This is a genomic window from Enterobacter cloacae complex sp. CDL013 (assembly GCF_049238805.1).
Lineage (GTDB): Bacteria > Pseudomonadota > Gammaproteobacteria > Enterobacterales > Enterobacteriaceae > Enterobacter > Enterobacter hormaechei_C.
Map to the genome: position 1 here is coordinate 195,503 of NZ_JBMKGT010000001.1, position 17,813 is coordinate 213,315.

Annotated in this window: 16 protein-coding genes and 1 tRNA gene; 11 read left to right on the forward strand and 6 right to left on the reverse strand. The window is 57.8% G+C overall.

The window, feature by feature from the left end; translation table 11 throughout:
* The first annotated feature begins 15 nt into the window (after nucleotides 1–15).
* From lsrA to lsrG, 6 genes are read left to right on the forward strand one after another with little or no spacing between them, the layout of a single operon-like run.
* Nucleotides 16–1,503: an autoinducer 2 ABC transporter ATP-binding protein LsrA gene (gene lsrA / locus ACOTXD_RS00940; protein WP_061856815.1), complete on the forward strand. Its 1,488-nt coding sequence runs from the start codon at nucleotides 16–18 to the stop codon at nucleotides 1,501–1,503.
* Complete coding sequence (gene lsrC, locus ACOTXD_RS00945) at nucleotides 1,500–2,531, forward strand: autoinducer 2 ABC transporter permease LsrC (protein ID WP_003862614.1); 1,032 nt, start codon at nucleotides 1,500–1,502, stop codon at nucleotides 2,529–2,531. Before lsrA ends, lsrC begins: the two co-directional genes overlap by 4 nt.
* Complete coding sequence (gene lsrD / locus ACOTXD_RS00950; protein WP_032607950.1) at nucleotides 2,532–3,509, forward strand: autoinducer 2 ABC transporter permease LsrD; 978 nt, start codon at nucleotides 2,532–2,534, stop codon at nucleotides 3,507–3,509.
* 1 nt (nucleotide 3,510) lies between these two features.
* Complete coding sequence (lsrB, locus tag ACOTXD_RS00955; RefSeq protein ID WP_003862610.1) at nucleotides 3,511–4,512, forward strand: autoinducer 2 ABC transporter substrate-binding protein LsrB; 1,002 nt, start codon at nucleotides 3,511–3,513, stop codon at nucleotides 4,510–4,512.
* Between the two features lie 11 nt (nucleotides 4,513–4,523).
* A complete protein-coding gene (lsrF, locus tag ACOTXD_RS00960) occupies nucleotides 4,524–5,411 on the forward strand; it encodes a 3-hydroxy-5-phosphonooxypentane-2,4-dione thiolase (RefSeq protein ID WP_421766357.1) in 888 nt (295 codons plus the stop codon).
* Entirely contained in the window at nucleotides 5,408–5,701 is a 294-nt protein-coding gene (lsrG, locus tag ACOTXD_RS00965; protein ID WP_003862606.1) for a (4S)-4-hydroxy-5-phosphonooxypentane-2,3-dione isomerase, read from the forward strand. Before lsrF ends, lsrG begins: the two co-directional genes overlap by 4 nt.
* A 94-nt stretch (nucleotides 5,702–5,795) precedes the next feature.
* Here lsrG and ACOTXD_RS00970 read toward each other — a convergent pair whose 3' ends face one another.
* Nucleotides 5,796–6,485 (reverse strand): B3/4 domain-containing protein, encoded by a 690-nt coding sequence (locus ACOTXD_RS00970; RefSeq protein ID WP_003862604.1) that lies wholly within the window; start codon nucleotides 6,483–6,485, stop codon nucleotides 5,796–5,798.
* A gap of 42 nt (nucleotides 6,486–6,527) precedes the next feature.
* Between ACOTXD_RS00970 and ACOTXD_RS00975 the strand changes: the two genes are divergently transcribed.
* A complete protein-coding gene (locus ACOTXD_RS00975; RefSeq protein WP_003862602.1) occupies nucleotides 6,528–7,130 on the forward strand; it encodes a helix-turn-helix domain-containing protein in 603 nt (200 codons plus the stop codon).
* An 85-nt stretch (nucleotides 7,131–7,215) separates the two neighbouring features.
* Here the strand turns inward: ACOTXD_RS00975 and ygjG are convergent, their stop codons facing one another.
* Nucleotides 7,216–8,595 carry a putrescine aminotransferase gene (gene ygjG, locus ACOTXD_RS00980; protein ID WP_022651884.1) on the reverse strand — a complete coding sequence of 460 codons (1,380 nt, stop codon included), beginning with the start codon at nucleotides 8,593–8,595 and terminating at the stop codon, nucleotides 7,216–7,218.
* Nucleotides 8,596–9,017: 422 nt separating this feature from the next.
* Between ygjG and ACOTXD_RS00985 the strand changes: the two genes are divergently transcribed.
* Both ACOTXD_RS00985 and ACOTXD_RS00990 read left to right on the forward strand, forming a co-directional pair.
* Entirely contained in the window at nucleotides 9,018–10,538 is a 1,521-nt protein-coding gene (locus tag ACOTXD_RS00985) for a methyl-accepting chemotaxis protein (protein ID WP_058652650.1), read from the forward strand.
* Nucleotides 10,539–10,776: 238 nt separating this feature from the next.
* Nucleotides 10,777–12,336 carry a methyl-accepting chemotaxis protein gene (locus tag ACOTXD_RS00990; RefSeq protein WP_022651882.1) on the forward strand — a complete coding sequence of 520 codons (1,560 nt, stop codon included), beginning with the start codon at nucleotides 10,777–10,779 and terminating at the stop codon, nucleotides 12,334–12,336.
* Here the strand turns inward: ACOTXD_RS00990 and ACOTXD_RS00995 are convergent.
* Nucleotides 12,333–12,827, reverse strand: a complete 495-nt coding sequence (locus ACOTXD_RS00995; RefSeq protein ID WP_003862595.1) for a PadR family transcriptional regulator — start codon at nucleotides 12,825–12,827, stop codon at nucleotides 12,333–12,335. The two genes, ACOTXD_RS00990 and ACOTXD_RS00995, sit on opposite strands and share 4 nt — an antisense overlap.
* A 145-nt stretch (nucleotides 12,828–12,972) precedes the next feature.
* Between ACOTXD_RS00995 and ACOTXD_RS01000 the strand changes: the two genes are divergently transcribed.
* On the forward strand, nucleotides 12,973–13,737 hold the full coding sequence (locus ACOTXD_RS01000; RefSeq protein WP_022651880.1) for a siderophore-interacting protein: 765 nt from the start codon (nucleotides 12,973–12,975) through the stop codon (nucleotides 13,735–13,737).
* On the opposite strand, the gene ACOTXD_RS01005 is transcribed toward ACOTXD_RS01000, so the two are convergent.
* Nucleotides 13,738–14,907, reverse strand: a complete 1,170-nt coding sequence (locus ACOTXD_RS01005) for a DNA repair protein (RefSeq protein ID WP_061856817.1) — start codon at nucleotides 14,905–14,907, stop codon at nucleotides 13,738–13,740. It abuts the gene before it with no gap.
* Nucleotides 14,908–15,125: 218 nt separating this feature from the next.
* Nucleotides 15,126–15,201: transfer RNA gene (locus ACOTXD_RS01010), tRNA-Ile, on the reverse strand.
* Between the two features lie 124 nt (nucleotides 15,202–15,325).
* Between ACOTXD_RS01010 and mug the strand changes: the two genes are divergently transcribed.
* Nucleotides 15,326–15,832, forward strand: coding sequence for a G/U mismatch-specific DNA glycosylase (gene mug / locus ACOTXD_RS01015; protein WP_032607936.1), 507 nt, complete (start codon nucleotides 15,326–15,328; stop codon nucleotides 15,830–15,832).
* 100 nt (nucleotides 15,833–15,932) lie between these two features.
* On the opposite strand, the gene rpoD is transcribed toward mug, so the two are convergent.
* On the reverse strand, nucleotides 15,933–17,777 hold the full coding sequence (gene rpoD, locus ACOTXD_RS01020) for an RNA polymerase sigma factor RpoD (RefSeq protein ID WP_006812010.1): 1,845 nt from the start codon (nucleotides 17,775–17,777) through the stop codon (nucleotides 15,933–15,935).
* Nucleotides 17,778–17,813 lie beyond the last annotated feature (36 nt).

A 17,813-nucleotide genomic window follows, 5' to 3' on the forward strand; every position in this document is an offset into this window, starting at 1 on the left:
AATAGCGGAGCGATGATGACACCACTTCTCGACGCGCGTGATATCAGCAAGCAGTTTTCAGGCGTACCGGTCTTAAAAGGCATTGATTTCACGCTGCTTGCGGGGCAGGTGCATGCGCTGATGGGCGGTAACGGCGCGGGAAAATCGACGCTGATGAAGATCATCGCCGGGGTAGAAACCCCGGATAGCGGTGAACTTTCGGTGGCGGGTGAGTCTTTTACACGGCTTACCCCGGCTCAGGCGCACAGGTTAGGCATTTATCTGGTGCCGCAGGAGCCGCTGCTGTTTCCCAACCTGACGGTGCGGGAAAACATCCTGTTTCGTCTGCCGCGAGAGCGCGATCGGGAAAAACGTCTGGCGGAAAAACTCCGGCAATTGCAATGCCAGCTTAACCTCGACGCCACCGCCAGCACCCTCGAGGTGGCTGACCAGCAGATGGTGGAGATCCTGCGCGGGCTGATGCGCAACGCCAGAATTCTGATCCTCGATGAACCCACGGCCTCGCTGACGCCAGGTGAAACCGAACGGCTGTTTCGCCAGATCCGCGCCTTGCAGGATCTTGGCGTCGGGATTGTTTTTATCTCGCATAAGCTGCCGGAGATTCGGCAGCTGGCGAGTCACGTCTCGGTGATGCGCGACGGCGCCGTGGTGCTCAGCGGCGAAACCGCGCAGTTTGACGATAACGCCCTGATCGCCGCCATGACGCCGGTAAGCCGGGAGACCTCCCTGAGCGATACGCAAAAGCTGTGGCTGGCGCTGCCGGGCAACCGCCGCACCCAGGCGCAGGATTTTCCCGTGCTGCGGGTGGAGGATCTTACCGGGGAAGGGTTTATCGATCTCAGCCTTGAGATCTACGCCGGGGAGATCGTCGGCCTGGCCGGGCTGGTAGGCTCCGGGCGCACCGAGTTTGCCGAAACGCTCTACGGCCTGCGTCCGGTTCGCGGGGGGCGCGTCTGGCTGGAGAACCAGGAGATCACCACCGATCCGGTCAGTTCACGCCTGCAAAAAGGGCTGGTTTATCTGCCGGAAGACAGGCAGGTGTCCGGCCTGTTTCTCGACGCGCCGATCCGCTGGAACACCGTGGCGCTGAACGAGCCGTCGCTCTGGCAGCAGCGAAAGCGGGAGTCTGCGGTAGTGGAACGCTATCACCGGGCGCTGGGGATCAAGCTCAACCATGCGGATCAAACCGTGCGCACGCTCTCCGGCGGCAACCAGCAGAAGGTGCTGCTGGCACGCTGTCTGGAAGCCAACCCGTTATTGCTGATCGTCGATGAACCGACGCGCGGCGTGGACGTCTCGGCGCGCGCCGATATCTACCAGCTTATCAAAAGCGTGGCGGCGCAGAACGTGGCGGTGCTGGTGATCTCAAGCGATCTCGATGAGTTTCCCGGCCTCGCGGATCGGGTGCTGGTAATGCATCAGGGCGTGCTCAGCGGCGAGCTGCCGCGCCACGCCGTCAGCCTCGACCGGATGATGGCGCTGGCGTTTGGAGGGCAATCATGAAGATCTTACTGAAAAACCGCGAGCTGAGCGCGTTTCTCGCCATTCTGGCGCTGTTCGCCGTGCTGGTGGCGCTGAACCCGTCCTACCTGAGCTTACAGACGCTGGGGATGATCTTCGCCAGCTCGCAGATCCTGATCCTGCTGGCTATCGGCGCGGCGCTGGTGATGCTGACCCGCAATATTGACGTCTCCGTCGGCTCCACGGTCGGGTTGTCCGCCATTGCCGTCGGCGTGGCGCTTAACAGCGGCTACAGCCTGCCCGTTTCCATTCTCTTCGCGCTGTCGATCGGCGCGCTGGCCGGGGCGTTCAACGGTTTTCTGGTGGTGGGCCTGCGCATTCCGGCGATTGTCGCCACCCTCGGCACGCTGGGGCTTTATCGCGGGGCGATGCTGCTCTGGACCGGCGGGAAGTGGATAGAAGGGCTGCCGCCGGGGCTGAAATCCCTCTCTGAGCCTGCCGCCGTCGGCATTTCGCCGCTCGGCATGCTGGTGTTGATTATCGCGGCCACCGGCGCGTGGACGCTGTCGCGCACCGCCTTTGGGCGGGATTTTTACGCCGTGGGGGATAACCTCGCCGCCGCGCGCCAGCTGGGCGTGGCGGTGAACCGCACCCGCATGATCGCCTTTACCCTCAACGGCATGCTGGCGGCCTGCGCCGGGATTGTGTTTGCCGCGCAGATAGGCTTTGTGCCCAACCAGACCGGCAGCGGGCTGGAGATGAAAGCCATCGCTGCCTGCGTGCTGGGGGGCATCTCGCTGCTGGGCGGCACCGGCACGCTGGTCGGTGCGTTCCTCGGCGCGTTCTTCCTCACCCAAATCGATACCGTGCTGGTGCTGTTCAGGCTCCCGGCGTGGTGGAACGACTTTATCGCCGGGCTGGTGCTGCTGGGCGTGCTGGTGCTCGACGGGCGTCTGCGTCAGGCACTGGCGCGGCATCAGCGGGCGCTGAAATACAGCCGTTTCCAGCCCGGTAACAAAGGGGGAAAGCACGTTACCCCGTTTCCCAAACGCAAAAAAGAGGTGGCGTAAATGAGGCTTAACTGGGAAAGCGCGCTGCTGATTTTACTGGTGCTGGAGATCCTGCTCTTCGGCGCCATCAACCCGCGCATGCTTGATATCAACATGCTGCTGTTCAGCACCAGCGATTTCATCTGTATTGGCATCGTGGCGCTGCCGCTTACGCTGGTGATCATCAGCGGCGGGATCGACATCTCCCTCGGCTCAACCATCGGCCTGTGCGCCATCGCGCTGGGGGTGATGATGCAGGCGGGGTGGCCCATGACGATCGCCGTTCCGCTGACGCTGCTGCTTGGCCTGCTGTGTGGGCTGGTGAATGCGGCGCTGATCCACTACACCGGCATCAGCCCGTTGGTCATTACCCTCGGCACGCTCTACCTCTACGGCGGCGGCGCGCTGCTGCTCTCCGGCATGGCGGGCGCGACGGGCTACGAGGGCATCGGCGGCTTCCCGGACAGCTTTACCGCCTTCGCTAACCTCACGGTGCTGGGGCTGCCGATCCCATTGGTCTTGTTCGCGGTAATCACCGTCTTCTTTTGGCTTATTACCCACCGTGGGCGCTTTGGTCGGCACCTGTTTTTGATTGGGCAGAACCCGCGCGCGGCGCGCTATGCGGCGCTGTCGGTGAACGGCATGCCCTACGCGCTGTACGGCCTGGTGGGCGTGGCCTCGGCGATTGCCGCGCTGGTGATGGTCTCCTATTTCGGCTCTGCGCGTTCGGATCTGGGGCGCGATTTGCTGATGCCCGCGCTCACCGCCGCCGTGCTCGGCGGAGCCAATATCTACGGCGGGTCAGGTTCTGTTGTCGGTACGGCGCTGGCGGCGCTGCTGGTGGGGTACCTGCAACAGGGTTTACAGATGGTCGGCATCCCCAACCAGGTGTCGAGCGCGCTGTCGGGGGCGCTGCTGGTTGTGGTGGTAATGGGACGTTCGCTAAGTCTGCACCGCGAGTGGGTGCGATCTCTCTTCAGAAAACTATCCGGAGCGTAAGATGAAAACAAAACTGCTCGTCCTGGCAATGGCCCTCAGCTTCGCTTCGGCGCAGGCGGCGGACCGCATTGCCTTTATCCCGAAACTGGTAGGCGTGGGATTCTTCACCAGCGGCGGCAACGGCGCGAAAGAGGCGGGGAAAGATCTTGGCGTGGACGTGACCTACGACGGCCCGACCGAGCCGAGCGTCTCCGGTCAGGTGCAGCTCATCAATAACTTCGTCAACCAGGGCTATAACGCCATCATCGTCTCTGCCGTGTCACCGGACGGTCTCTGCCCGGCGCTGAAGCGCGCGATGCAGCGCGGCGTCAAGGTCCTGACCTGGGACTCCGACACCAAACCGGAGTGCCGCAGCATCTACATCAATCAGGGGACGCCGGAACAGCTGGGCGGCCTGCTGGTGGAGATGGCGGGCAAGCAGGTCACCAAACCGAACGCGAAAGTGGCGTTCTTCTACTCCAGCCCGACCGTCACCGACCAGAACCAGTGGGTGAAAGAGGCGAAGGCCAAAATCGAGAAAGATCATCCTCAGTGGCAGGTCGTCACCACCCAGTTTGGCTATAACGACGCCACCAAATCGTTGCAAACCGCCGAAGGGATCTTAAAGGCTTATCCGGATCTGGATGCGATCATCGCCCCGGACGCCAACGCCCTGCCGGCGGCGGCACAGGCGGCAGAAAACCTGAAGCGGGAAGGAGTGGCGATTGTCGGCTTCAGCACGCCGAATGTGATGCGCCCGTACGTTGAGCGCGGCACGGTGAAAGCCTTCGGCCTGTGGGATGTGGTGCAACAGGGCAAAATTGCGGTCAATGTCGCCGATCGTTTGCTGAAAAAAGGCGATCTTAACGTCGGCGACAGCGTTGACGTGAAAAATATCGGAACGCTGAAGGTCGAGCCGAACAGCGTGCAGGGCTACCAGTATGAGGCGAAGGGCAACGGCATCGTGCTGCTGCCGGAGCGCGTGGTGTTCACCAAAGAGAACATCAGCAAATACGATTTCTGACGGGGGAGCAAATGGCTGATTTAGACGACATCAAAGACGGCAAGGATTTTGGCATCGGTACGCCGCAGCAGAATGTGCCGTACACCCTGAAGGGCTGCGGCTCGCTCGACTGGGGCATGCAGTCAAGGCTTTCGCGCATTTTCAACCCGCAGAGCAACCGCACGGTGATGCTGGCCTTTGACCACGGCTACTTTCAGGGACCGACCACCGGCCTTGAGCGTATCGATCTCTCCATCGCGCCGCTGTTTGGCGAAACCGACGTGCTGATGTGCACCCGCGGCATCCTCAGGAGCCAGGTACCTGCCGCGACGAACAAACCGGTGGTGCTGCGCGCCTCCGGCGGTAACTCGATTCTGGGCGAACTGTCGAACGAGTGCGTGGCGGTGGCGATGGAAGACGCGCTGCGCCTGAACGTCTGCGCGGTGGCGGCGCAGGTGTACATCGGAAGCGAGTTTGAGCATCAGTCGATCAACAACATCATCAAGCTGGTGGATGCGGGGGCGCGTTACGGCATGCCGACGCTGGCGGTGACGGGCGTGGGGAAAGAGATGGCGCGTGACGCTCGGTATTTTTCGCTGGCAAGCCGCATCGCCGCCGAAATGGGGGCGCAGTTCGTCAAAACCTACTACGTGGACGAGGGCTTTGAAAAAGTGACCGCCAGCTGCCCGGTGCCGATCGTTATCGCGGGGGGCAAAAAGCTGCCGGAGCACGAGGCGCTGGAGATGTGCTGGCGGGCGATTGACCAGGGCGCGTCCGGCGTGGACATGGGGCGCAACATCTTCCAGTCCAGCGCGCCGCTCGGCATGCTGAAGGCGGTGAAGAAAGTGGTTCACGAGAACTGGAATGCCCGCGATGCGTTCCAGTTCTGGCAGGAAGAGAAACAGGGAGAAGCAAAATGAACGTGACGCTGGTGGAGATCAACATTAAGCCCGAGCGGGTGGACGAGTTTCTGGAGGTATTTCGCGCCAACCACGAGGGGGCGATCAAGGAGCCGGGCAACCTGCGCTTCGACGTATTGCAGGACCCGCGGGTGAAAACCCGGTTCTTTATCTACGAAGCCTATAAAGACGAAGAGGCGGTGCTGGCGCATAAGCAAACCCCGCACTATCTCGCGTGCGTGGATAAGCTGGAGGAGCTGATGTCGGAGCCGCGCAAAAAACGCAGCTTTGTCGGATTGTTGCCGGAGTAGCGGTTTTGCCTGGTGGCGCTGCGCTTACCGGGCCTACGGGTACGGGGGGTGTTGATTTTGTAGGCCGGGTAAGCGCAGCGCCACCAGGCGTTGTTCACGCCAGCTCCAGCAACTGAATACGCGCCGTCGCGCCCGGCATCAGCTTTTGCAGATTGCTCACCAGCTCATCGCCAGCTTCCTGTAATGCCGCCAGCGGCATCGACGGCAGGCTTTCGAGAATAAACCACATGGACTGCGCCTGGCTGTCCAGACGCGTGCGTATCCCCTGTCGCCAGTTCCAGCGGCGGCAGGTGATGCCAAGATCGTCACGCCAGATAACTTCGCCTGGCTCCGGATTTTCGACTACCGGCTCACCCTCTTTGACGGTATCAAACGGCTCACTGCCGTCGGCCAGCGTCAGGCGCGGCGCTCCCGAGTAAGCCGCCAGATTTTCTCCCCCTACCGGAATAGCGTAGCGGATACTGATGGCATTATAGATATCCACCACCGGGTCGAGCGGCGGCAGCGAACCGTCTCTCATCACGCGCTTGCGCAGGGCCGAGGCCGAGCAGGGCGTACGTTTGGGTTTTGCACCAAAGGCTTTAAACACCTCATCCCAGGCGGCGAGATGATTTTCTGCCCAGGGCACATCATCATTGAGCATCTGCTGGCAGGCCTGCGCCAGCGCAGCGGGCGCAACCTCCGGTTGGGTAATCGGGGCAGCTTCAACCAGAATGCTCAGCGCCCGAAAGCCGGGCGCGATCCCGACAAGTCGCGAATCTATTGACGGTGTTACAAGAGACATAAATAATCCTGTATTGACTGTTTTATACCATGGTAGTGACCAATGACTGATAAAGTCAATATAATGACCGATGCGGGTGCCGATGTTGCCCAGGTAAGCCTGGCCGTCGCGAACCGTATCCGCAGCTGGCGGAAAGAGAAAAAACTGTCGCTGGACGAGCTTTCTCGCCGCGCCAGCGTCAGCAAAGGCATGCTGGTGGAGATCGAAAAAGGGGCTGCCAACCCCAGCATTGCCATTCTGTGTAAACTGGCCGCCGCGCTTGGCGTCTCGGTGGCAGATATCGTTAACGTCTCCAGCGAGCCGCAGATACACATTATTCAGGAAGAGGCGATCCCGGTTCTGTGGCAGGGCGCACAGGGCGGTTACGCCAGATTGCTGGCAGGCACCGCAGGCCCGGATATGATTGAGCTGTGGCAGTGGGAGATGCATCCGGGAGAAACGTTCACTTCTCCGGGACATCCGGCGGGAACGTTTGAGCTGCTGCATGTGAACGAAGGCGTATTAACCCTGACGGTGGACGAGACGGTGGCACAGGTTAATGCTGGCGCGTCGGCGGTGGCGAAAACGGAAGCGGCGCACGGCTATGCCAATGAAAGCGATACCGTGCTTCGCTTCACCATGACGGTGGCAGAGTTTCACCGATAAAAAGCAGCCCGGTGGCGCTACGCTTACCGGGCTTGCATATGCAGTATGTTGTAGGCCGGGAAAGCGTAGCGCCACCCGGCTTTTTTTACGCCTCTTCCACACTCACCCGCAGCGCCGCCAGCGCCTTACGCGCCGCCTTCAGCACCTGCTCACACTGCTCAATGGTGAGCGTCAACGGTGGTTCAATGCGGATGGTTTTCGAGTTGTTAAGCGTTCCCGCCACCAGTACCCGCTGGCGGAACATCTCGCTTGCGAAGCTATAACCGGTTTCGTTATCAACGAACTCAATCGCCATCAGCATCCCTTTCCCGCGCGCATCCTGTACCAGATCCGGGTATTCCCGGCCCAGCTGGCGGAAGCCGTCCAGCAGCATGTCGCCTTTCTGCTCCGCCTGCGCAGGCAGGTTTTGCTCCAGCAGCACGTTGATGGTCGCCAGCGCGGCCGCGCAGGCCAGCGGGTTACCGCCAAAGGTGGTGGTATGCAGGAATGGATTGTCGAACAGCACCGAGAACACCTCTTCAGTGGCGACCGTTGCGCCAATCGGCATCACGCCGCCGCCGAGCGCTTTTGCCAGGCACAGAATATCCGGCTGAACGTTCTCATGCTCACAGGCGAACATCTTGCCGGTGCGCCCCATCCCGGTCTGCACTTCGTCGAGGATCAGCAGCGCGCCAAACTCATCGCACAGCTGACGCACGGCGGGCAGATAGCCCTGCGGCGGGAGGATCACGCCGCCTTCACCCTGAATCGGCTCCAGGATCACCGCCGCCACGTCGTCGCCGGTTTTACGGCATTCGCCGAGCATGGTGCGCATGGCGTTGATGTCGCCGAACGGTACGTGGCGGAAGCCCGGCAGCAGCGGCATAAACGGTTTACGGAAAGTGGATTTAGCGGTCGCCGACAGCGCGCCCAGGGATTTCCCGTGGAACGCGCCGCTGGTGGCGATAAAGGTAAATTTCCCGCGTGGCGACTGGTACGCTTTGGCGAGTTTAATCGCCGCTTCGACCGATTCGGTGCCGCTGTTGCTGAAGAAGCTGTATTTCAGTTTGCCGGGCGTTAAGGCTGCCAGCGTTTTCGCGAGCATGGCGCGAAGCGGATCGAGCAGTTCCTGGCTATGGAGAGGTTGTTTCGCAAGTTGATTCTGTACGGCGGAAACCACAACTGGATTACGGTGCCCCACGTTGAAAATACCAAAACCACCCAGGCAATCGATAAACTCCTGTCCCTGGGTGTCGACAAGCGTATTCAGACTGCCCGCTTGCCACTCTACGGCTCCGTAATCCCCGCCGGCGGTAACAGATTTGCGATACTCCAGAAAACCAGGATTCACATGCTCTTTAAAGTAATCAATGACCTCACGGTTAAGTTGTTTCATCTCCTCATGATCAAGCGTTCGCTTTTCAATGAGATTCAGTGCGTGCGCGGTACAGGCAAGAGCCGAGGCGCTGGAAGGTAACCTGTTCAAAATATGCTCCCGGGGATCGCGTATCACATGATACTGAGTTAATTATTGCAGCGATTACGCCACCTCAGATGCCTTAACAAAAATCGGGATAAACGCCAGGTGAAATCAAATTTGCACAATATTTAATCATGCCATTGCGCGCCGCACGGGATAAGGGATAACGAGCCGGGGATGGGGTGTCGTCAATTGCACTACCCCAAGGCAGGAAATGCGCCTTAAGTGTGCGCCGGGGGATCATGCTTTGTAGGTAGTTTCGTCTCGAAAGTATTTTAAATCAATTAATTAGAAAAACGCACGAAAAGTGCGGTTTAACCGAGATTTGCGATCTCAATCATATTTAACAACTAAAGATAAATTTTTTATCGCCGAAAAAACATAAGCCACAAAATTAACATTCAAATAACCTGCAAGGGATGCTCACTATGTCCTCTCCTGACTATGTCACCCAGAATGAATATCCGCTGGACGATGACACCACGCTTATGTCGACCACCGACCTCCACAGCTACATGACCCACACTAACGACACCTTTGTGCAAGTGAGCGGCTTTACGCTCCAGGAGCTGCTCGGGCAACCGCACAACATTGTGCGCCATCCGGATATGCCGAAAGCGGCTTTTGCCGACATGTGGTACACGCTGCAAAAGGGCGAACCCTGGAGCGGGATTGTCAAAAACCGACGTAAAAATGGCGATCACTATTGGGTACGCGCCAATGCGGTACCGATGGTGCGTAACGGCCAGATGACGGGCTATATGTCCATTCGTACCCGCGCCACCGAGGACGAGGTCGCCGCAGTGGAGCCGCTTTATAAGGCGCTCAACGAAGGACGTAGCAAAAAACGCATTCATAAAGGGCTGGTGGTGCGCAAAGGCTGGCTCGGCAAATTACCGGCGATGCCGCTGCGCTGGCGCGTGCGCAGCGTAATGGCGGTACTTTTTGCGGTGATGGCCGCAACGCTGGTTGCCAGTGCCGCGGGCTGGGCTTCGCTGGTGGCGGCAGCCGTGGTGATGCTGCTTGGCACCCTGGTGTTTGAACAACAGATTGTCCGCCCGGTGGAAAACGTCGCACGGCAGGCGCTCAGGGTCGCTACCGGAGAGCGTAACAGCGTGCAGCATCTTAACCGCAGCGATGAACTGGGGCTGACGCTGCGGGCCGTCGGACAGCTGGGGCTGATGTGCCGCTGGCTGATCAACGACGTCTCCAGCCAGGTGGTGAGCGTGCGCGACGGCAGCGACAGGCTGGCGCAGGGCAATGAAGATCTCAACGACCGCACGCGCCAGACCGTGGCTAACGTGCAGCAGACCGTGGCAACAATGAACCAGATGGCGGCGTCGGTGCAGAGTAACTCTGAGACCGCAGCCGAAGTCGACAAGCTGTCGATGGCCGCCAGCAGCGCGGCCACGCAGGGGGGCACCGTGATGCAGACCGTGGTGAAAACCATGGATGACATTGCCGACAGTACCCAGCGCATTGGCTCTATTACCTCGCTTATCAATGACATTGCCTTCCAGACCAATATTCTGGCGCTGAACGCCGCGGTTGAGGCGGCACGCGCGGGCGAGCAGGGGAAAGGCTTTGCGGTGGTGGCGGGCGAAGTGCGTCATCTTGCCAGCCGCAGCGCGAATGCAGCTAACGATATTCGTAAGCTGATCGACGCCAGCGCCAGCAAAGTGCAGTCGGGCGCCGATCAGGTCCACGCCGCGGGACGTACCATGGATGATATTGTCGAGCAGGTGAAAAACGTCACGCAGCTTATCGCGCAGATCAGCCACGCCACCTCAGAGCAGGCGACAGGCCTGACAGAGCTGACCCGTGCCGTGGCAGAACTGGACAGCATTACGCAGAAAAATGCTGACCTGGTCGAAGAGAGCGCGCAGATTTCCGCGATGGTTAAGCACCGGGCCGGACGTCTTGAAGATGCGGTTACCGTGCTGCATTAAGAAATGCATGCTTCGATAAAGCCGTTTATTCCTCCGGGGTAAACGGCTTTTTTGTTTTTCAGAATACGTTATGTTGTTAATGAAATATTAATTAACTAAAAAAAGCGCCAGATTTTTAATTGCTACGCCCCGGATTTATTGAAAGTGATAAATAAAAAACGATCAAAGTCATAAAGTTAGAGATTTTTCTGTCGATAACAGCGATCGTCTGAGAAATAATCACATCGATGGGGTAAATATGTTCATACATGACGTAAAGATCGGCACGAAATTATTTCTGGCGTTTGGATTATTTATTGTCCTGATGGTCGTCAGCGCAAGCTTGTCTCTGATGAGCCTGAATCGGGCAAACAATGGAATGCAAACCATCCTTACCAGCGATTATCCAACGACGGTAAAAGCGAACCAGTTAATCGACAACTTCCAGGAATTTATCAGCACGCAGCAGCTCATGCTGCTGGACGAACAGGGGACGTACACGGCGCAATCAGAGCAGCGTCTGAAGGCGATCAGCGAGCGCATCGCCGCAATCCTGAGCGAGCTGGACAACGCTCTCAAGGATAAAAAATCCCAACAGGTGCTGGCCGATATCCACGGCGTGCGCCAGCAATATCTTGACTCGCGCTACCGCATTTTGCAGGCCGTGCAGAATAACGACCGTGCGGGCGCGATAAACGAAATGATGACCAACACCCTGAACCTGCAACAGTCCTATAAAGCGAAAGTGCAGGCGTTGATTGCGATCCAGGACCATGAAATGCAGAGTGCGGGCGAGCAGGTGGAAGGTGATTTCCGCACCAATCGTCTCCTGCTGATCCTGATTACGCTTTTTAGCGTCGCGGCAGCCAGCCTGACTGGCTGGTTCATTGTGCGATCCATTACCCGCCCGCTGAACGACGCGGTGAATTTTGCGGAGGCCATTGCCGATGGCGATCTCACCGGCAGCATTACCTCGCACGGTAAAGATGAAACCGGACTGCTACTCACCGCACTGATGGAGATGAAAACGCGCCTGCTGGAGATTGTGCAGCAGGTGCAAACCGGATCGGAAAACATCTCCAGCGCCGCCGCGCAGATTGTCGCGGGCAACCAGGATCTGGCTGCCCGCACGGAGGAGCAGGCCAGTTCCGTTGAACAGACGGCTGCGTCGATGGAGCAGATCACCGCTACGGTGAAGAACACCGCGTCCCACACCGGAGAAGCGACGAACCTGTCTGCCGATGCGGCTGCCGTGGTCAAAAACAACGGCGAGATGATGAAGCAGGTCACCAGCAAGATGCGCCTGATCAACGAAACATCGAACAGGATGTCCGACATTATCGACCTGATCGACGCCATTGCCTTCCAGACTAATATTCTGGCGCTGAACGCGGCGGTCGAAGCGGCGCGCGCGGGTGAGCATGGTCGCGGCTTTGCGGTGGTGGCGGGCGAGGTACGTCAGCTCGCGCAGAAAAGTGCAACATCCGCGAGTGAGATCCGCCAGCTGATTGAAAGCTCCACAAGCCAGACGCAGGACGGCATGAACCTTGTGGAGAAGGCCAGCGGGCTTATCAACGGCATGGTCGGCAACGTAGAGGAGATGGACGTCATCCTGCGTGAGATTCGCCAGGCCAGCCACGAACAGACGGAAGGCATCTCGCAGATCAACAGCGCGATTGGCCTGATAGACGCCACCACCCAGCAGAACTCCGCGCTGGTGGAGGAGTCCGTTGCGGCGGCGGCATCCCTTAACGAACAGGCGATGCACCTGAAAGAGCTGGTCCGCGTGTTCCGCGTGAGCGACGGCGTGCTGGCTTAATCCAGCTGGGAGATCTCCAGTGCCGCGCGGTCAATCACGCCGATAATCTGTTTTAACTGCGCGTCGCTGAGCTCTCCCTGATTAACCTTCAGATCCAGAACCGCTTTGAAGTTATCCAGCGCCCGCTTCATCTGCGGGTTTTTGCGCAGCTGGAAACCGACGGAGCGCGCCTTGATACGCGTCTGGATCTGCTCCAGCTGTTCCCGGTTATCTTCCAGCCACTGTTCTCCGGCGGCGTTAATCGCAATCCGCTTACGGCCGTTCTCTTCTTCGGTAATGGTGATAAGCGCCTGATCCTGCAAGTAATCCAGCGTCGGATAGATCACGCCAGGGCTTGGCGTGTAATGTCCCTGCGTCAGGTTCTCGATCTCTTTGATCAGCTCATAACCATGGCTCGCGTTGCGGGTCAGGATATCCAGGATCACCAGCCGCAGATCGCCATGACCAAAAAATCGTGGCCGGCGTCCGCCGCCGTCGTGTTCGTGTCGCATGTTTCTTCCTCAATTTGATATATCTAAACTATATCTAAGATATATTCAGATGCAATCTAAAAGATCTTGATTTCTGAGTTAATAGCAATCATTATCATTAAAAATTCATTCCGATATATCGTATTCACCTGAGAAGGGCATCAACATGGCATCTACCCGTTACCCTCAACGTGTCCGCAATGACCTGCGTTTTCGTGAGCTGAACGTGATGCGCACTGAGCGAGTCAGTGCAGGATTTCAGCGCATTGTGCTAGGCGGCGAGGCGCTGGAGGGCTTTAGCTCTCGCGGCTTTGACGACCATACCAAAGTCTTTTTCCCGGCACCGGGCACCACTTTCGTGCCGCCTGTGGTGACTGATGAAGGCATCGACTGGGGCGACGGCGTGCGTCCGCAGGCGCGTGACTATACCCCGCTGTACGATGACGAAAAACATGAGCTGGCGCTCGATTTCTTCGTTCATGATGGTGGCATTGCCAGCAACTGGGCGGTAGAGGCGAAGGTGGGCGACAAGCTGACCATCGGTGGTCCGCGTGGTTCGCTGGTGGTGCCGGAAGATTACGCCTGGCAGCTGTACGTGTGCGACGAGTCGGGCATGCCCGCGCTGCGCCGCCGTTTAGAAGGCATCGCAAAACTGCCTGTTCGCCCGGCGATCCACGCCATCGTCACCGTGGGCGATGCGGCGTACCAGGACTATCTGGCGCACCTGAGCGGGTTCAACATCACCTGGGTTATCGGCCACAACGAGCAGGCGGTGGCCGACCATCTTGCCGCGCTGGACGTGCCGGAAGAGGATTACTTTATCTGGCTCACCGGGGAGGGGAAGGTGGTGAAACGCCTGAGCCGTCAGTTTGAAACCGACGCAATTGACCCGCAGCTGGTGCGTGCCAGCGCGTACTGGCACGCCAAATAATCAGGCAGCGGGATCCAGCTGCGCTTCGCTCACCTGATGTTCGAGCGAGGCGCATACCTCTTTCAGCGCTTTCTCCTGCTGGGCAAAGTAGGCTTCCATATTGCTGAGCGACGAGACGAGCAGCCAGGACTCTTCTTTCTCCAGCTCTGCCAGCTCGTTCACCAGGGTGTCGATTTGCTCACGCACCTGCGCCATCTTTTTACGAATACGTTCCAGGTCGTTCAGCCTGTCGCTCGCCATCATCGGTTCAAACCCTTGTTGCAGACGGGCGACCAGCAAGCGAATGGCCTTCACGTCGCCGCGCTGTTTGGCCTGGTTGAGTTGCACCATCATCCTGTTGGCTTCTTCTTTTAAATCATCGGCAACCAGATCCGGGTGGCATAGCTTACTCGCCTGACGCCAGAGCCGCTTCAGCTCGTTCCGATCCTCTTCAGAGAGATCCTTGCCTTTACGCAGGCGAACTTCGGCATCATGATGCTGTTCGCGATACTTCTTGTACTCTTCGTTGGCCTCATCGCGCGCCTGACGTGCTGGCTCTTCTTCACGCGTTAAACCGGTCTCCAGCTCCATCGCTTCGGCCAGCAGGTTGGCAATCAGATTACTTTGCTGCTGAAGATGCTTGCGCGCCTCTGCCGCCTGAACGGAATCCGCAGGCAGATCTCGCCAGCGCCGGGTGAGCGTTGTCAGAACCTCTACGGCCTGCGCCATATAGCCCTGGCAGCGGCGGTAATCCTCTTCCCGACGACGCGTCTCCGCCTGCTGACGACGCAGGTTAAGCTCCGCCAGCGTTTTACGCAGGGCGAGGATCTGCTGCATCAGCGGCCCGAGGCGGGAGAAATAGAGATCGTTGAACTCATCAAGCTGCTGTACCCGGGCGTTACGACGATCAATCAGATCGCGCAGACACTCTTCCAGGGCTTTTAGCTCCAGCTTGCTGGCCGCCAGCTGCGGGTCACGCCACGGGGTAACGGCGCGCTGGCTTTGCAGCCAGGTGGTGATAGCGCGAAGGGCTGCGGTGTAGTTTTTCTGCTCAAGCGCCGCGACGATGGACAGGAGTTCATCGTCAAAGGCTTCCTCTTTGAGACGTTTCAACTGGCTCCGGATGATGTCGTCATCTTCCAGCTCAATGGCATTTTTAATGATTTCTAGCCGTTTGATCGGTGTGCTCATGATGCCTTTCGCTCTGGCGCTTAAGTATTTGAGTTAAGGTTAGTTGTTGTAAAAGCTACTGGAAATAATACACACGGATGATGATCGGCGCGATGGGGGATTTCTTTAGTTTTTAGGGTTTGTGAGGGGAAGCGGCAGGCCGGGCTACGTGTGGTGGATTACTTACAAAAAAGCCACTCAATCGAGTGGCTTAACTGGATGATTCTAAAGCTAAAATTTGGTGGCCCCTGCTGGACTTGAACCAGCGACCAAGCGATTATGAGTCGCCTGCTCTAACCACTGAGCTAAGGGGCCGTGGCGGTGAATTATAAAGTAACTCCCCTCAGCAATCCAGCCATTCACACCTGCCTGCTGTTTTTATAAACAACGCATAATCAATCCTTTATACTTATCTTAAGATGCATAGACAGGAGTAGAGATGATCAACGATATTCTGGCCCCTGGCCTGCGGGTGGTGTTCTGCGGTATTAATCCGGGCAAGTCATCGGCGCACACCGGTTTTCACTTTGCTCATCCGGGAAATCGCTTCTGGAAGGTGATCCACCAGGCCGGATTTACCGACAAACAGCTTAAGCCGGAAGAAGAGCAGCAGCTGCTGGATACGCGCTGTGGCATCACCATGCTGGTCGAGCGACCCACGGTGCAGGCGAGCGAAGTGAATCTGCATGAGCTGCGCGCTGGCGGGCGTGAGCTGATCGCGAAAATTGAAGACTATCAGCCCGCGGCGCTGGCGATCCTCGGCAAGCAGGCCTACGAGCAGGCGTTCAGCCAGCGCGGTGTGAAGTGGGGTAAGCAGAACATTACCATTGGCGTAACGCAGGTTTGGGTGTTGCCGAACCCCAGCGGGCTGAACAGGGCGACGCTGGACAAGCTGGTGGAGGCGTATCGGGAACTTGATGAGGCGCTTGTGGTGAGGGGGCTTTAGCTCCTCTGCGGCCTGATGCCCTCACCCTGACCCTCTCCCACAGGGAGAGGGAATAAACAAAAAAAGCTCCCGATTGGGAGCTTTTTCATTTCAGGACCGATTAATCGTCCAGGAAGCTACGCAGCACTTCAGAGCGGCTCGGATGGCGCAGCTTACGCAGCGCCTTCGCTTCGATCTGACGGATACGTTCGCGGGTCACGTCAAACTGTTTACCCACTTCTTCCAGCGTGTGGTCGGTGTTCATGTCGATACCGAAACGCATACGCAGCACTTTGGCTTCACGGGCGGTCAGGCCAGCCAGCACGTCGTGCGTAGCGGCACGCAGGCTCTCAGTGGTGGCAGAGTCCAGCGGCAGCTCGAGGGTGGTATCCTCGATGAAATCACCCAGATGCGAATCTTCATCATCACCGATTGGCGTTTCCATGGAGATTGGCTCTTTAGCGATTTTCAGCACTTTACGGATCTTGTCTTCCGGCATCAGCATGCGTTCAGCCAGCTCTTCCGGCGTCGGCTCGCGGCCCATCTCCTGCAACATCTGGCGAGAGATACGGTTGAGTTTGTTGATGGTCTCAATCATATGCACCGGAATACGGATGGTGCGCGCCTGGTCTGCGATAGAGCGGGTGATCGCCTGACGGATCCACCAGGTAGCATAGGTGGAGAACTTGTAACCACGACGGTATTCAAACTTATCTACCGCTTTCATCAGACCGATGTTGCCTTCCTGAATCAGATCCAGGAATTGCAGGCCACGGTTGGTGTATTTCTTGGCGATAGAGATAACCAGACGTAAGTTCGCTTCAACCATCTCTTTCTTCGCACGGCGGGCTTTCGCTTCACCGATGGACATACGACGGTTGATGTCTTTCACCTGCTCGATGGTCAGGCCGGTCTCTTCTTCAATCTGATGCAGTTTTTGCAGGCCGCGCTGTACGTCTTCTTTCACGTCGTGCAGCTTTTCAGACCACGGCTTGTTCATCGCGATAGCGGCGTTGAACCAGGTTTCGCTGGTTTCGTTGCCGGTGAAGAGGGTGATGAAGTTCTTCTTCGGCATTTTGCACTGTTCAACGCACAGCTTCATGATGATACGTTCCTGGGTACGTACGCGATCCATCATCACGCGCATGCTGTTCACCAGGTAGTCGAACTGTTTTGGCACCAGGCGGAACTGTTTGAACACTTCAGACAGCTTCAGGATCTCTTCCTGAGCGGCGGCATGGCTGCGGCCTTTCGCTTTGATGGTGTCACGCGTCACTTCGTACTGGGTACGCAGCTCGGCAAATTTCTCACGCGCCAGTTCAGGGTCGATGCTGTTGTCGTCATCGCTGCTGTCGTCGTCTTCTTCTTCATCTTCGTCTTCGTCGTCATCCATCTCTTCCTGAGACAGCTCAGAACCGACGTGAGTGGCGGTTGGCGCCATATCTTCTTCAGCGTTCGGGTCGACAAAGCCAGTGATCAGATCGGACAGACGCGCTTCTTCTGCTTCAACGCGATCGTACTGCTCCAGCAGATAGGTGATCGCTTCCGGGTATTCGGCAACAGAGCACTGAACCTGGTTGATCCCGTCTTCGATGCGTTTTGCGATGTCAATTTCGCCTTCGCGGGTCAACAGTTCAACGGTACCCATTTCGCGCATGTACATGCGGACCGGGTCAGTGGTACGCCCGATTTCAGATTCCACGCTGGACAGGACCTGTGCAGCAGCTTCTTCCGCATCTTCGTCAGTGTTGTTGGAGGTTTCAGCCAGCAACAGATCATCGGCATCCGGTGCTTCTTCCATCACCTGAATGCCCATGTCATTGATCATTTGGATGATATCTTCGATCTGATCTGAATCGACGATATCTTCCGGCAGATGGTCATTGACCTCGGCATAGGTCAGATAGCCTTGCTCCTTACCGCGTTGGACAAGAAGTTTCAGCTGTGACTGCGGGTTTTGCTCCATAAGACGGTATCCACACTTAATTCGTTTGATTGGTGT

Bases quoted from the DNA above. Each gene is read 5' to 3' on its own strand.
- ACOTXD_RS00985 (WP_058652650.1), top strand. From the start codon at position 9,018: ATGTCCTCTCCTGACTATGTCACCCAGAATGAATATCCGCTGGACGAT.
- ACOTXD_RS00995 (WP_003862595.1), bottom strand. From the start codon at position 12,827: ATGCGACACGAACACGACGGCGGCGGACGCCGGCCACGATTTTTTGGT.
- ACOTXD_RS01005 (WP_061856817.1), bottom strand. From the start codon at position 14,907: ATGAGCACACCGATCAAACGGCTAGAAATCATTAAAAATGCCATTGAG.
- ACOTXD_RS01000 (WP_022651880.1), top strand. From the start codon at position 12,973: ATGGCATCTACCCGTTACCCTCAACGTGTCCGCAATGACCTGCGTTTT.
- lsrG (WP_003862606.1), top strand. From the start codon at position 5,408: ATGAACGTGACGCTGGTGGAGATCAACATTAAGCCCGAGCGGGTGGAC.
- ACOTXD_RS00970 (WP_003862604.1), bottom strand. From the start codon at position 6,485: ATGTCTCTTGTAACACCGTCAATAGATTCGCGACTTGTCGGGATCGCG.
- lsrF (WP_421766357.1), top strand. From the start codon at position 4,524: ATGGCTGATTTAGACGACATCAAAGACGGCAAGGATTTTGGCATCGGT.
- mug (WP_032607936.1), top strand. From the start codon at position 15,326: ATGATCAACGATATTCTGGCCCCTGGCCTGCGGGTGGTGTTCTGCGGT.
- ACOTXD_RS00990 (WP_022651882.1), top strand. From the start codon at position 10,777: ATGTTCATACATGACGTAAAGATCGGCACGAAATTATTTCTGGCGTTT.
- rpoD (WP_006812010.1), bottom strand. From the start codon at position 17,777: ATGGAGCAAAACCCGCAGTCACAGCTGAAACTTCTTGTCCAACGCGGT.
- lsrB (WP_003862610.1), top strand. From the start codon at position 3,511: ATGAAAACAAAACTGCTCGTCCTGGCAATGGCCCTCAGCTTCGCTTCG.
- ACOTXD_RS00975 (WP_003862602.1), top strand. From the start codon at position 6,528: ATGACTGATAAAGTCAATATAATGACCGATGCGGGTGCCGATGTTGCC.
- lsrA (WP_061856815.1), top strand. From the start codon at position 16: ATGACACCACTTCTCGACGCGCGTGATATCAGCAAGCAGTTTTCAGGC.
- lsrC (WP_003862614.1), top strand. From the start codon at position 1,500: ATGAAGATCTTACTGAAAAACCGCGAGCTGAGCGCGTTTCTCGCCATT.
- lsrD (WP_032607950.1), top strand. From the start codon at position 2,532: ATGAGGCTTAACTGGGAAAGCGCGCTGCTGATTTTACTGGTGCTGGAG.